This window comes from Cupriavidus pauculus (genome assembly GCF_022179805.1).
In the GTDB taxonomy this organism is placed as follows: domain Bacteria; phylum Pseudomonadota; class Gammaproteobacteria; order Burkholderiales; family Burkholderiaceae; genus Cupriavidus; species Cupriavidus pauculus_E.
Map to the genome: position 1 here is coordinate 168968 of NZ_BPUO01000001.1, position 13358 is coordinate 182325.

The 13358-nt window shown below is 67.1% G+C and carries 12 protein-coding genes; 6 read left to right on the plus strand and 6 right to left on the minus strand.

The window, feature by feature from the left end:
• The first annotated feature begins 17 nt into the window (after nt 1-17).
• The 3 genes from MFF62_RS00920 to MFF62_RS00930 all read left to right on the plus strand — a co-directional run bounded on the left by MFF62_RS00920 (nt 18) and on the right by MFF62_RS00930 (nt 6287).
• Nucleotides 18-395: a hypothetical protein gene (locus MFF62_RS00920; protein ID WP_238260044.1), complete on the plus strand. Its 378-nt coding sequence runs from the start codon at nt 18-20 to the stop codon at nt 393-395.
• 356 nt (nt 396-751) lie between these two features.
• Nucleotides 752-1273 carry a MarR family transcriptional regulator gene (locus MFF62_RS00925; RefSeq protein WP_238259057.1) on the plus strand — a complete coding sequence of 174 codons (522 nt, stop codon included), beginning with the start codon at nt 752-754 and terminating at the stop codon, nt 1271-1273.
• Nucleotides 1274-1415: 142 nt separating this feature from the next.
• Entirely contained in the window at nt 1416-6287 is a 4872-nt protein-coding gene (locus MFF62_RS00930; protein WP_238259058.1) for an NAD-glutamate dehydrogenase, read from the plus strand.
• An 85-nt stretch (nt 6288-6372) separates the two neighbouring features.
• Here the strand turns inward: MFF62_RS00930 and MFF62_RS00935 are convergent, their stop codons facing one another.
• The 3 genes from MFF62_RS00935 to MFF62_RS00945 form a co-directional block, all read right to left on the minus strand.
• The gene (locus MFF62_RS00935) at nt 6373-6759 is read right to left on the minus strand and encodes a hypothetical protein (protein ID WP_238259059.1); all 387 of its coding nucleotides are present in this window, start codon (nt 6757-6759) and stop codon (nt 6373-6375) included.
• Between the two features lie 82 nt (nt 6760-6841).
• Complete coding sequence (locus MFF62_RS00940; protein ID WP_238260046.1) at nt 6842-7078, minus strand: hypothetical protein; 237 nt, start codon at nt 7076-7078, stop codon at nt 6842-6844.
• Nucleotides 7079-7181: 103 nt separating this feature from the next.
• Nucleotides 7182-7583, minus strand: coding sequence for a hypothetical protein (locus MFF62_RS00945; protein ID WP_238259060.1), 402 nt, complete (start codon nt 7581-7583; stop codon nt 7182-7184).
• Between the two features lie 324 nt (nt 7584-7907).
• Here MFF62_RS00945 and MFF62_RS00950 point away from each other — a divergent pair, with 324 nt between their 5' ends.
• Nucleotides 7908-8168, plus strand: a complete 261-nt coding sequence (locus tag MFF62_RS00950) for a hypothetical protein (protein ID WP_238259061.1) — start codon at nt 7908-7910, stop codon at nt 8166-8168.
• 17 nt (nt 8169-8185) lie between these two features.
• On the opposite strand, the gene eno is transcribed toward MFF62_RS00950, so the two are convergent.
• Nucleotides 8186-9463 carry a phosphopyruvate hydratase gene (gene eno, locus MFF62_RS00955; protein ID WP_238259062.1) on the minus strand — a complete coding sequence of 426 codons (1278 nt, stop codon included), beginning with the start codon at nt 9461-9463 and terminating at the stop codon, nt 8186-8188.
• Nucleotides 9464-9592: 129 nt separating this feature from the next.
• Between eno and MFF62_RS00960 the strand changes: the two genes are divergently transcribed.
• Nucleotides 9593-10444 carry a LysR substrate-binding domain-containing protein gene (locus MFF62_RS00960; protein ID WP_238259063.1) on the plus strand — a complete coding sequence of 284 codons (852 nt, stop codon included), beginning with the start codon at nt 9593-9595 and terminating at the stop codon, nt 10442-10444.
• 18 nt (nt 10445-10462) lie between these two features.
• On the opposite strand, the gene MFF62_RS00965 is transcribed toward MFF62_RS00960, so the two are convergent.
• Together MFF62_RS00965 and MFF62_RS00970 are read right to left on the minus strand one after the other, a co-directional pair.
• On the minus strand, nt 10463-11941 hold the full coding sequence (locus MFF62_RS00965) for a sensor histidine kinase (RefSeq protein WP_238259064.1): 1479 nt from the start codon (nt 11939-11941) through the stop codon (nt 10463-10465).
• Nucleotides 11938-12681 (minus strand): response regulator transcription factor, encoded by a 744-nt coding sequence (locus MFF62_RS00970; RefSeq protein ID WP_238259065.1) that lies wholly within the window; start codon nt 12679-12681, stop codon nt 11938-11940. The genes MFF62_RS00965 and MFF62_RS00970 overlap by 4 nt, the downstream gene beginning before the upstream one ends.
• 155 nt (nt 12682-12836) lie before the next feature.
• Here MFF62_RS00970 and msrB point away from each other — a divergent pair, with 155 nt between their 5' ends.
• A complete protein-coding gene (gene msrB, locus MFF62_RS00975; protein WP_238259066.1) occupies nt 12837-13355 on the plus strand; it encodes a peptide-methionine (R)-S-oxide reductase MsrB in 519 nt (172 codons plus the stop codon).
• Nucleotides 13356-13358 lie beyond the last annotated feature (3 nt).

Consider the following 13358-nt stretch of genomic DNA (forward strand, 5'->3'; position numbering starts at 1 on the left):
CACTTGAGAGGATGATGATGCTGAAGAAGACCGTACCCACGCTGATCGTTGCCGCCCTGACTGCCCTGGGCGCCGTGCAGCTGGCCCATGCGCAGCAGAAGAACTACACGGACGGCGGCGACCTCTACAGCGGCAGCCACACCAAGAACAAGGCGAATCCGAACCAGAATCCGGCCAAGTCCGGCAAGTTCGATCCGTACACCGACGGCGCCAAGAAGTCGACGCGTTCGGACCTGGCCCCGAACAAGAAGGTCGACCCGTACACCGACGGTGCGAAGTCCGGCAAACCCGATCCGTACCTGGATGGCGCGAAGTCCGGCAAGCCCGATCCGTATCTGGACGGCGCCAAGTCCGGCAAGGCCGATCCGTACACCGACGGCGCCAAGAAGCAATAAGCAGCAACAGGCACACGCGGGCCTCTGCCCGCCCCCGCCCAGGCACACCAGGCCCCTGCCATCGCGCAGGGGCTTTTTCATTGGTGAAACATGCGCGTTCTTGTCAGTTGTCCGACGATATCGCGCGATGCATAGGTAAAGAGACGACCCCGGCGCCTCAGCCAAAAGATTGACTAGGACATACCCGACCTGTCATGCAAATGTCCCAACATTACTGATAGTGTTCGCCCTGTTGATTTTTCAAGCGCGACCAGCCCCAACGAGAGGCCGGCGCCAAAGCCGCCCGGGCCGGCCAATGCACCGGCCCAAGAAGTGTCCAGGCGGCAAAGAAACCCTAATACGGGAGACCTGAGCAAATGCAGCCCAAAGCACTCGAAATTCATGAGCCCGTCGTGCTCTCGCTCGTCGATGCGGTTACCGCATGGCAGAGCGCCCTCGACCAGTCTCTGGCGCTGTCCGGACTGACCTATCCGAAATGGCTGCTGTTGCGTGCCATCCGCGCAGGCGAATTCACGCGTGGCGAACCGTGCCAGGGCGCGATCTTCCTTGACGTGCCGCAGACCGAGCGACTGCTGCGCGAGTTGCATGCCGACGGCTGGCTCGAGTTTCCGGCCGACGGCTCGCCGCAGATCGCCGCCGATGCCAACCCCCGGCTGCAGCGGACGGCACAGGCCGTGCGCGCGTTGCATTCGGTATCGGTGGGCCAACTGGCCCCGGCCGAACGCGCGGCGCTGACCAGCCTGCTGCATCGCATGACGTCCACGCTGCATGAGCACGTCGCACGCCATGCCCGCCAGGCTGCACGCAATGCGCACGAGCTGGCGCTGGTGGTTTCCGACACTGCCAGCCGCACCGCGCGGCAAGCCCTGGCCGCCTGACGCGCCACGCGCTTCCGCCCTCCCGCATGCCCGACGCCCCGCCCTGCGGGGCGTCGTCGTTTTGTCACCCCGGCCCGGCAAATCTTTCCTACAGTTGTGAGCATGCACCGGCACACCACTGACGAATCACCGAGGAGAGGCCATGCCCCCGGAGAACGAAGAAAAGGTTGCGCAACTGCTGGAAGACCTGGTCGCATTCGCGCGCGAGCGCTTGCCCGCCGCAACCTTTGGCATCGTGGAGCCGCTGTTCCGGCACTACTACGATCTGGCCGACGCGGAAGACCTGCTGGCCCGTGAAGTGGCCGACCTGTATGGCGCCGTGATGGCCCACTGGCAGACCGCCCAGAAGTTCGTTCCCGGATCCGCGCGCCTGCGCGTGTACAACCCCAACCTCGAAGAGCATGGCTGGCATTCGGACCACACGATTGTGGAGATCGTGAACGACGACATGCCCTTCCTGGTGGATTCCGTCTCGTTGGAAATCAACCGTCACGGCCTGACGCTGCACTCGGCCATCCACCCGGTGTTCCGCGTGTGCCGCGATGCGCGCGGCGCGATCGAGAGCATCGACCTGGGCGGCAGCGAGGCCAGCACCGATAGCTGCCGGCTCGAATCGTTCATCCACTTCGAGGTGGACCGTACCGGCGAAGCCTCGCGGCTCGATGCGCTGCGCGTGGGCATCAGCGCCGTGCTCGGCGATATACGTGCCGCCGTGGAAGACTGGCCGCGCATGCGCCAGATCGCCCAGGAAACCGTGGCTGGCATGGGCCGTACGCAGGACGCGGGCACACCCGAATCCACCGAGGCCCGCGCGTTCCTGGAATGGATGCTCGACAACCATTTCACGTTCCTGGGCCAGCGCGACTACGAACTGGTGTCAACCGACGGCCAGTACTACCTGCGTGGCGTGGCCGGCTCGGGCACCGGCATCCTGCGCGAAGCGCTGCGCGACCCCGGCACCGAGGATCTCACGCCGCTGCCGCCCGCCGCGCGCGCCATCATCGAAGGCGCCTCGCCGATCTTCATCACCAAGGCCAATTCGCGGGCCACCGTGCATCGGCCGGGCTATCTCGACTACGTCGGCGTGAAGCTGCTCGATGCCCAGGGGCGTCTTTTCGGCGAGCGCCGCTTCGTGGGCCTGTACACGTCCACGGCCTATATGGTCAGCACCAGCGAGATCCCGCTGATCCGCCGCAAGTGCGCCAACATCCTGGAGAGGGCCGGTTTCCTGACCAAGGGCCATCTCTACAAGTCGCTGGTGACGATCCTGGAGCAGTACCCGCGCGACGAGCTGTTCCAGGCCGACGAGGACGAGCTGTTCGACATCACGCTGGGCATCCTGCGCCTGCAGGAACATCAGCGCACGCGGCTGTTCGTGCGGCGCGACCGCTTCGACCGCTTTATCTCTTGCCTGGTCTTCGTGCCGCGCGACAAGTACAACACCGACCTGCGCCAGCGCATCCAGAAGCTGCTGGTGCAAGCGTTCAACGGCACCAGTTGCGAGTTCACGCCGCTGCTATCCGAATCGCCACTGGCGCGCATCCAGCTCACGGTGCGCGGGCAGCCGGGCACGATGCCCGAGGTGGACACCCGCGAGCTTGAAGCGCGGATCGTGCAGGCCACGCGCCGCTGGCAGGACGACCTGGCCCAGGCACTGCACGACAGCCGTGGCGAAGAGAACGGCAACCGCCTGATGCGGCGCTATGGCGATTCGTTTCCGGCCGGCTTTCGCGAGGACTACGCGGCCCGCACCGCCGTGCGCGATATCGAGCTGATGGAGCAGGCCTGCCAGCACCCGGCAAGGCTCGCGATGAACCTGTACCGGCCCATCGAGGCCGCGGCCGGCGCGTTTCGCTTCAAGGTATTCCGCGCGGGCGAACCCATCGCGCTGTCGCTGAGCCTGCCGATGCTGGAGCACCTGGGCGTGCGCGTGGACGAGGAGCGTCCCTACCTGATCGAGCCCGACGGCTGCGAGCCGGTGTGGATCCACGACTTCGGACTGGAAATCGCAGCCGACCCCGATGGCAAGCCGCTGGATATCGACATCGAGAAGATCAAGCCGCTGTTCGAGGATGCGTTCGCGCGCGCCTGGAACGGCGAGATCGAGAACGACGACTTCAACCGGCTGGTGCTGCGCGCCGGCCTGGCCGCGCGCGACGTGACCATCCTGCGCGCCTACGCCAAGTACCTGCGCCAGGTGGGATCGACCTTCAGCAACGCCTACATCGAACGCGCGCTGACCGCCAACCCCAATATCGCGGCGATGCTGGTGTCGCTGTTCATCGCGCGCTTTGAACCGGGCACCGCCAGCCCCGGCGCCGAGGAGGATGAGCGCAGCCGCAAGTGGCTGGCCGACATCGACGCCGCGCTCGACCAGGTGCCGAACCTGGACGAAGACCGCATCCTGCGGCTGTTCCTGAACGTGATCAACGCCACGGTCCGCACCAACTACTTCCATCGCGGTCCCGACGGACAGCCCCGCCCCTACGTATCGTTCAAGTTCAATCCGGCGCTGGTGCAGGGCCTGCCCGAGCCGCGCCCGATGTTCGAGATCTGGGTCTACTCGCCGCGCGTGGAAGGCGTGCACCTGCGCGGCGGCCGTGTGGCCCGTGGCGGGCTGCGTTGGTCTGACCGCCGCGAGGACTTCCGCACCGAGGTGCTGGGCCTAATGAAGGCGCAGATGGTCAAGAACACGGTGATCGTGCCGGTAGGCTCCAAGGGTGGCTTCGTCGTCAAGCGCCCGCCGCCGGCCACCGATCGCGATGCCTTCCTGGCCGAGGGCGTGGCCTGCTACCAGACCTTCCTGCGCGGCCTGCTCGACCTGACCGATAACCTGGTGTCCGGCGAACTGGTGCCGCCGCCCGATGTGGTGCGCCGCGACGAGAACGACCCCTATCTGGTGGTGGCCGCCGACAAGGGCACGGCCACGTTCTCGGACTACGCCAACGCGATTTCCGCCGCGTACGGCTTCTGGCTGGACGACGCGTTCGCGTCGGGTGGGTCGGTCGGCTACGACCACAAGAAGATGGGCATCACCGCGCGCGGCGCCTGGGAAAGCGTCAAGCGCCATTTCCGCGAGATGGGCGTCGATATCCAGACCACACCGTTCACAGTGGTGGGCGTGGGCGACATGTCCGGCGACGTGTTCGGCAATGGCATGCTGCTGTCGCCCCACATCAAGCTGCTGGCCGCCTTCGATCACCGGCACATCTTCCTGGACCCCGACCCCAACTGCGCCAGCAGCCTGGCCGAGCGCCAGCGCCTGTTCGACCTGCCCCGGTCGAGCTGGGCGGACTACAACACCGCGCTGATCTCGGCCGGCGGCGGCATATTCCCGCGCTCGGCCAAGACTATCCCGCTATCGCCGCAGGTACAGGCCGTGCTGGGCGTGCAGGCGGCCACGCTGTCGCCCAACGAACTGATGCACGCGATCCTGACCGCGCCCGTGGACCTGCTCTACAACGGCGGCATCGGCACCTACGTGAAGGCCAGCGCCGAGACGCACCTGCAGGCCGGCGACCGCTCCAATGACGCGATCCGCGTGAACGGCAACGAGTTGCGCTGCAAGGTGGTGGGCGAAGGCGGCAACCTGGGCTTCACGCAACTGGGCCGCATCGAGTTCGCGCGCGGCGGCGGCCGCATGAATACCGATGCCATCGACAACTCGGCCGGCGTCGACTGCTCGGACCACGAGGTCAACATCAAGATCCTGCTGGGCCTGGTGGTGGCCGACGGCGAGATGACCGAGAAGCAGCGCAACAAGCTGCTGGCCGAGATGACGGATGAAGTGGGCCTGCTGGTGCTGCAGGACAACTACTACCAGACCCAGGCGCTGTCGGTGGCCGGACGCGAGGCGCCGGTGCTGATCGATGCCGAGGGCCGGCTGATCCGCTGGCTGGAGCGCGCGGGCCGCCTCAATCGTCCGCTCGAATTCCTGCCGGCCGATGCCGACATCGCCGAACGCAAGGCGCTGGGCCAGGGGCTGACCTCGCCCGAGCGTGCCGTGCTGCTGGCCTACAGCAAGATGTGGCTGTACGACGAACTGCTGGCCTCGGACCTGCCCGAAGACGCGCTGGTGGCCGGGCTGCTGATCGACTACTTCCCCAAGCCGCTGCAGCAGCAGCACGCGGCCGCCATGCAACGGCATCCGCTGCGGCGCGAGATCCTGGCCACGCACCTCACGAACATGCTCGTGAATCGCATCGGCGCCACGTTCGTGCACCGGCTGATGGAAGAGACCGACGCCCGCCCCGCCGATATCGTGCGCGCCTGCCTGCTGGCGCGCGACGTCTTTGGCCTGACCGCGCTGTGGGAACGCATCGACGCGCTCGACAATCGTGTGGACGATGCCAACCAGGCACGCATGTTCGGCGCGTTGGGCCGCCTGCTGGAGCGCGCGGCGCTCTGGTTCGTGCGCTACCTGCGCGGCGGCGGCACGGTGGAACCGGGTGCAACGCGTTTCATGGAGGCCGCGCACTGGCTGACCCCGCAACTGTCGACACTGCTGCCGCCCGAGACGTCGCAGGCCATGGCCGATGCGGCAATGTCGCTGACGGAAGCGGGCGTCGACGACGAACTGGCATTGCGCGTGGCGGCCAGCGACAACGCCGCGGCAGCACTGGACATCGCCGAGGTGGCCGCGTCCTGCCAGCGCAGCCTTGGTGCCGTGGCGGCGGTGTACTTCGCGCTCGATACGGAACTCAACTTCGGCTGGCTGCGCGAGCGTGCGCTGTCGCTGCCCGCCGATACGCACTGGGATTTGCTGGCGCGCACCACCACGCTTGAAGACCTGGGCCGCCTCAAGCGCGCGCTGACCACGAGCGTGCTGGCGCAGGCCAAGGATGGCGACGACGCGTCGGCGCTGATCGAGACATGGCGCGGCAGCCGGCAGGTGGCGCTGGACCGCTATGCGCAGATGCTGACCGACCAGCGCGCGTCCGGGGTTTCCGGCGCGGCCGCGCTGTCGATGCTTTCGGTGGCGGTCAGGGAGATTGGCCTACTGGAACGCGCGTGATGGGTTGAAGCGCGTTGGTGTGCGGATGCGCCGGCGTCTGCCCCGCGCGGGGCAAACGGGCGTATGAAGCGACAGCTTCAGTCGTTCAGTCGTCGATGACGTCGTCGTCGTCGATGTCGCGCAGCGGCGGTGGATCGTCGCCGTCGTCCGTCAGATCGTCGTCGTCACCGTCGCCGCGTGCACGGAATTCCAGTCCGAGCCTCAGGAAGAGATCGAACGCATCGCCCAGCAGGTGCTTCTGGCGCGGCAGCAGGCTCGCGTACGGCATGTCGTAGATCGACTGGTGCGTGCCTCGCGCGCCCTTGAGCCCGCGATCACGTGCGATGTCGGACAGCAGCGCCGCAAAGCCCGAGAGATCCTGCGCCGCCAGCGCGGTGTTGAGCACGCGGGCAATGACCTGGGGGGATGCGCCCGCCCATCCAATGACTTCAGCATTGGAGGCGGCATCGTGGGAGATATCGCTAATGTCCATGATTGTCTTAACGGTACGGGACCACGCTGCCTTGAGGCGACATCGCTATCGCGATTGACGTTGCCCCTCTTTCGCAGCCAAGTCAGTGCCGCTTTCCCCGTTGAGGCGCCGGCCTGGACGGACGCTCGGCCGCTGGCGCGGCCTGGGCATTCGGAACCTGGCGGTATTTGGGCGCGCCGTCCGGCCCCTTGCGGGCCTCCAGGTGATTGCGCGCGCCACACAATGGGCAGCGAAACAGCGGGCCCTGCCCCTCGTTCCTGATTTCCACCTCGTCGGGCGACCACTGAGCGCCGCAAGGCTGATTCTGGCAAACAAACATCATAGACTCCGAATGAAGCGGGCCATGCTATCACGCAGGCATCGCACGTCACACAACGCGTGTCCTCGATTTACGCCCCACGTCGGCGGGATGGCGTGGCCCCTCACCCGTTGTTCTGCACCCAGTGGCGTGCCCACTCACCTGCGGCAAAGCGTGCCTGCGCCGCGTTGAGAAAGGTGGCCGGCGGCCCGCTGGCTTCCTGCACCACCGCGCCCGCTTCCCAGATATCGCACCACGCGCGATAGCGCTCCGGCCCCAGCGCCTGCCAGAACAGATGCACCACAAACCCGCGATACTCGAACATGTCCGACCCGCCATCGGTTTCGTGCGATGTGGTGGCCGAGCGTTGCGGCCGGGTATCGGCAATGGGCGCGACAGCGGCCTGGTCCGAGACATGCGACTGCCGCGCGCGACGGCTGCCCAGCAGCGCGCACAGCCCGGCGGTCATCGCGCCCGTCAGCAACCCCGCGGCAAACCAGCATGCCCTGCTTTCTCGTTCCAACATGCATCACCCTCGCTTCGAGACATCTCTCCGATATGAAGATGCGCCGGAAGATCGGAGGTTCCTGTGTTTCAGGTTATACCAATCTGGGGCGGGGAGATTTTGATCGGGGTGCGCCCCTCTCTGAATAGCTCCCCTCTCCCGCGTCGCGGGAGAGGGGAGCCAAAACAGGCGGGAGGGGAGCCAACCAAGCGGCGGGCACGATGCGCCTCACACCAGACTTTTCCGAATAAAAACCCACCCCCAATTTTCAGAATCCGGCACGTGCGCGGTGCGACGAAGGTCGCTATACTACTGTACGTTTATACAGTATCCACACGGAACGCCATGCCTGCCTACCAAGCCGCCTCGATCCTGCTGGAAGCCCATTACTTCGGCGACGATGCCGAATTGCTGCACTTGCCCTGTGCCAGCGTCACGGTGCAGAGCGGTGCCATCGTCGTCGATGGCGTGGAGACGCGTTTCCTGCACGGACTGCGCTGGACGCCGGACTACCTGTCGTTCGAAGCCGGCGGCGACCGGCATCGGTATCCGGTCAGCCGCCCGGCCGTGGTCGGGCCGCAGGCAGCGCGCTTTGCGCTGCTGTAACCCGCCGGGTGATCAGATCAGTAGCGCAAGGCCGATCCTCCGGCGTAGACCGCGCGCGTGCCCAGCATGCGCTCGATGCGCAGCAACTGGTTGTACTTGGCCGTCCGGTCGGCGCGCGACAGCGAGCCGGTCTTGACCTGGCCGCAGCGCGTGGCCACGGCCAGGTCGGCGATGGTCACGTCCTCGGTCTCGCCCGAGCGGTGCGACATCACGGCGGCGTAGCCATGGCCGTGCGCCACGCGCACCGTTTCCAGCATCTCGCTCAGCGTGCCGATCTGGTTGGCCTTGACCAGGATGGCATTGGCCATGCCGCGATCCACACCTTCGCGCAACAGCGTGGGGTGCGTGCAGAACACGTCGTCGCCCACTAGCTGGCAACGCTTGCCCAGGCGCCGGGTCAGCAACTGCCAGCCCTCGACATCGTCCTCGGCCATGCCGTCCTCGATGGAGACGATCGGGTAGCGCGCAACCAGGCCCGCCAGATAATCCACCTGCTCAGCGGCCGTGCGCGTGACGCCTTCGCCGGCATAGCGGTACGTGCCATCGGCGTACAACTCGCTCGACGCGGGGTCCAGCGCCAGCGCGATATCCTTGCCGGCGCGGTATCCGGCGCGGCCGATGGCGTCGACCAGGAAGTCCAATGCCGATTCGGCGGTGCGCAGATCGGGCGCGAAGCCGCCCTCATCCCCCACGTTCGTGTTGTGCCCGGCCGCCTTCAGCAGGCTGCGCAGCGTGTGGAACACCTCGGCGCTGGCGCGCAAGGCGTCGGCAAAGGTCGGCGCGCCAACTGGGGCGATCATGAATTCCTGGAAGTCGAGCGCGTTGTCGGCGTGGGCGCCGCCGTTGATCACATTGATCAGGGGCACCGGCAGCAGCGTGGCACGCTCGCCGCCGAGACTGGCGAACAGGGGCTGCCGTTGCGATGCGGCCGCCGCGCGCGCGACGGCCAGCGACACGCCCAGCAGCGCGTTGGCGCCGAGGCGGCGTTTGTCCGGTGTGCCGTCGAGGTCGATCATGATCGTGTCGACCTGGGCCTGATCGCCGGCGTCGGCGCCCACCAGCGCATCGCGCAGCGTGGTGTTGACGGCCAGCACGGCCCGCGACACGCCTCGACCAAGAAACCGGCGCGGATCGCCATCGCGCAGTTCCACCGCTTCGCGCGCACCGGTGGACGCGCCCGACGGCACGATGGCGCGCCCGCTGGCGCCGTCGTCCAGCACCACCTCCACCTCGACAGTCGGATTGCCCCGGCTGTCCAGCACCTCCAGTCCCGCCACCTCGACAATGCGTCGCATGCCCACTCCCTTTGTGAGAAAAAAATCGATGGGGAGATCGTAGAGGGCTTCCAGTGCGGCGAATATCGAGTTAATTTTCAGCCTTGGTCAGTTTTTCTCACATTACCGGCGGTCGCCGCCACCATCCAGATGCGCACCCTCCCCCCGATGTCGACGCTGCGCGCGTTCGAGGCCACGGCACGCACAGGCTCCGTCACCCGCGCCGCCGAGGAACTGTGTCGTACCCATGGCGCGGTCAGCCGGCAGCTGCGCCAGTTGCAGGAACACGCCGGGGTGGAACTGTTCGAACGCGACGGCACCGGCGTGCGGCTCAACGACCATGGGCGCGCGTTCCACGACGTAGTGAGGGCCGTCTTCGACCAGTTGGAACAGGGTTATGGACGCGTGCTGGACCAAGCGCGCGGGCCTACGCTGCATGTGGCCTGCAGCGCCACGTTCGCGATGCGCTGGCTGGTGCCGCAACTGGCGGATTTCTATCGCGTGCGGCCCGATATCCGCATCCGCCTGTCGATGACGTCGGCGCGCGAAATGCGTACGGAAGGTGCCGACGTCGTAATCGCATGGGACCTGTCGTCGTACCCCGCCGCCGACCGGCAGCGCGCCGTGCGCCTGGCGCCCGTATCGTTCGGACCGGTCTGCGCGCTCGCCTACGCCAGGAAAGCCACCACGGGCACACGCATCACGCACGATTTCACGTCGAGCGCCTGGGACCAGTGGGAAGCAAGAACAGGCAAGCGGATCGCGCCGAACGGCGGACCGACCTTTCCACACACGCATCTGTGCATCCAGGCCGCGCTGGCGGGGTTGGGCGTGGCGCTGGTGGAGCAACGCCTGATCCAGGCAGAAATCGACGCGGGCACGCTCGTGGCGCCCTACGGCTTCACCGCATTCGAGGACAACCTGATGGCCGTTCCTGCCGACCGGCAGATCCACGCCGATATCGCCGCATTCACGGACTGGCTGCGCGAGCGGCTGGGCTAACGGGTGCGCTAGCCCGGCCTACCGGGCCACCCGCAGCGCAAACATCAGCGTGGTGCCGCCCTGCCGATCGAGCAGCTTCACCTGACTGCCGTTCAACTGCAGCATGCGCTGGACAATCAGCAGCCCCAGCCCGCCGCCACGGTGCGCGCCGCCCGACGGGAACGGACGCTGGAAGATCGATTCGCGCAACGCCGGTGGTATGCCCGGCCCGGTGTCGCTGACCGTAACCGCCACCTTGCCGTCCTGACTCGCCAGGTCCACCTCGACCGTGCCACCGGCCGGCGTGTGGCGAATCGCGTTGTCGAGCAGGTTGGTCAACACGCGTTCGATCATGCCGAGATCGGCTGAGACCGGCGGCAGCGCCGGCGGCACGCCCGCGCGCAGTTGCAGGTGCTTGGCTTCGGCCGGCAACGCGAATTTTTCGAGCACGTCTTGCGTCAGGTCGACCATCGAGAACGCCTCGGGCACGGCCTGCACCATGCCGTGCTCCAGCCGCGCCAGCTCGAACAACGCCTGCGCCAGGCCGCCCACCTTGGCGCTCTGCGCCAGCGCAATCGCCAGGTAACGCTGGCGTTCCTCGACGGTGAGACTGTCGGCCTTGACCGACAGTGTTTCGAGGTAGCCATGCAGCGACGTGAGCGGCGTGCGCAGGTCATGCGAGATATTGGCCACCATCTCGCGGCGCTCCTGGTCCTGCTGCTTGAGCGCGCGCCACTGGCTGTCGATGCGACCCGACATCTGCCGGAATGCCGACTGCAGCGCCACCATCTCGTCGCGAACCTCTTCCCGCCCCTCGTCCCGGCTCTCGGTGCGCGGTGCCGGCGTGGCCACCACTTCGGCTGCCGCCGCCCGCGCGTCGCCCGATTCGAATTGCCGGATCTCGTTGGTCAGCCGGCGCAGCGGCCGGGTGATCAGCGCAAACGCGACCAGGCCGGCGATCAGCCCCAGCGTGGCCACCAGCGCCATCGACCACAACGTCGTGCGCATGACCGAATCCTGCGAGGCCCGCGCCGCCAGCCGGTCGTGCGTCTCGCCCATCAGCACCACGTAGATGTAGCCGCCCTGGCGCAGCGGCGCGGCGCTGAACACCTTGCGCCCCGACGCGCTGCGCGGGTCGTCGCCCAGGATCGGCAATGCGCCGCCGTCGATAAGCTTCCTGACCGGCGCCAGGTCGACATGGTCGCGGATCAGGTGCCCGCTGGGCGCATCGTGGCCCCGGATATGGCCCTGGTCATCGAGCAGATAGACCTCGACGCTGGGGTTCACCACCATCAACTGCCCAAAAAGCTGGCGCAGCGCCTGAGGCGCGATGGCGCTCTGGTCTTCCAGCAACGCGTTGCGCGCGATGTAGGCAGCCAGGCCGCGCGAGAGGTCCTGGATCACCTCTTTCTCGTGCATCGCGTTGGCGCGCACCTGCAGCCAGGCCGACGCGCCACAGCAGGCCAGCAGCAGTGCCGCGAAAACCAGGGACAGACGCTGGGTCAGCGACAGGTTCACGATGCTTCCCCCTCGTCGCCCAGCGGCTCGGCGGCAGGATCGGCCACGAATCGGTAGCCGCGCCGCCAGACCGTCAGGATCCGCCTCGGCTGCGCCGGATCGGCCTCGATCTTGGTGCGCAGCCGGTTGATATGGGTGTTCACGGTGTGTTCGTAGCCTTCGTGCTGGTAGCCCCAGACCGCGTTGAGCAGGTCCATGCGCGAGAAGACCTTGTCCGGATTCCGGGCAAAAAAGTACAGCAGGTCGAATTCGCGCGGCGTCAGGTCCAGCCGCTTGCCGTCGACCGTGGCCTGGCGCGCGAGCGGGTCGATGGCCAGGCCGGCCAGTTCCAGGCTGCCGGCATCGGTGCGCACGTCGCGCGCCATGGCCTCCACGCGGCGCAGCAGCGCCTTGACGCGCGCCACCAGCTCCAGCACCGAGAACGGCTTGGCCAGATAGTCGTCGGCGCCCAGTTCCAGCCCCAGGATGCGGTGCACCTCGCTGGACCGCGCGCTGGTGATGATGATCGGCGTGTAGCGCGTCATGGCCCGCGCGCGGCGGCAGATCTCCAGGCCGTCCACGCCGGGCAGCATCAGGTCCAGCACCAGCGCGTCCCAGCCGCCCTGCTCCAGCAGGCGCAGCCCTTCGGCGCCGTCGGCGCTGTGCACCACCTCGTAGCGTTCGTCGCGCAGGTGCATGGCCAGCACGTTGGCAATGCTGGCGTCGTCCTCGACCAGCAGGATCCGTTTTGGATGTTCCATGGGGTACCGGGGGCAGTCACAGGCGTGGGGGAGATGCCGATATTGTGCAGAAATCCGCCCGCGCCAGTTATCACGAATTGTTTAAGGTTCGGCGAGGACTCCGATACGCCCCGTTGCCTACCATCCGATCACCCCTGTTGAGTACGGAGTCCATCATGCGCATTACCCGACGCTTGTTGCTGTCCGGCGGCACCCTGTCCGCCGCCGTGGCCGCCGTGGGCGGCTGGCGGCTGCTGGCCGGCCCGGTTGCCGCGCGCACCACCCCGCAGCAGCCCGAGACCTTCGAAGTGACGATGAGCGACGCCGAATGGCGCAAGAAGCTGACGCCGGCCCAGTACAACGTGCTGCGCCAGGAAGGCACCGAGCGGCCATTTAGCAGCCCGCTCAATGACGAGCATCGCAAGGGCATGTTTGCCTGCGCCGGCTGCCAGCTTGACCTGTTCTCGTCGAACACCAAGTTCGACAGCGGCACCGGCTGGCCCAGCTTCTGGGCGCCGCTGGCCAGCGCCGTGGGCACCACGCAGGACGCGTCGTTCGGCATGACCCGCACGGCCGTGCATTGCCACCGCTGCGGCGGCCACCTGGGGCACGTGTTCGACGACGGCCCCAAACCCACCGGCCTGCGCTACTGCATGAACGGCGTGGCCATGACTTTCCGGCCGGCTTCGGCCTGACGC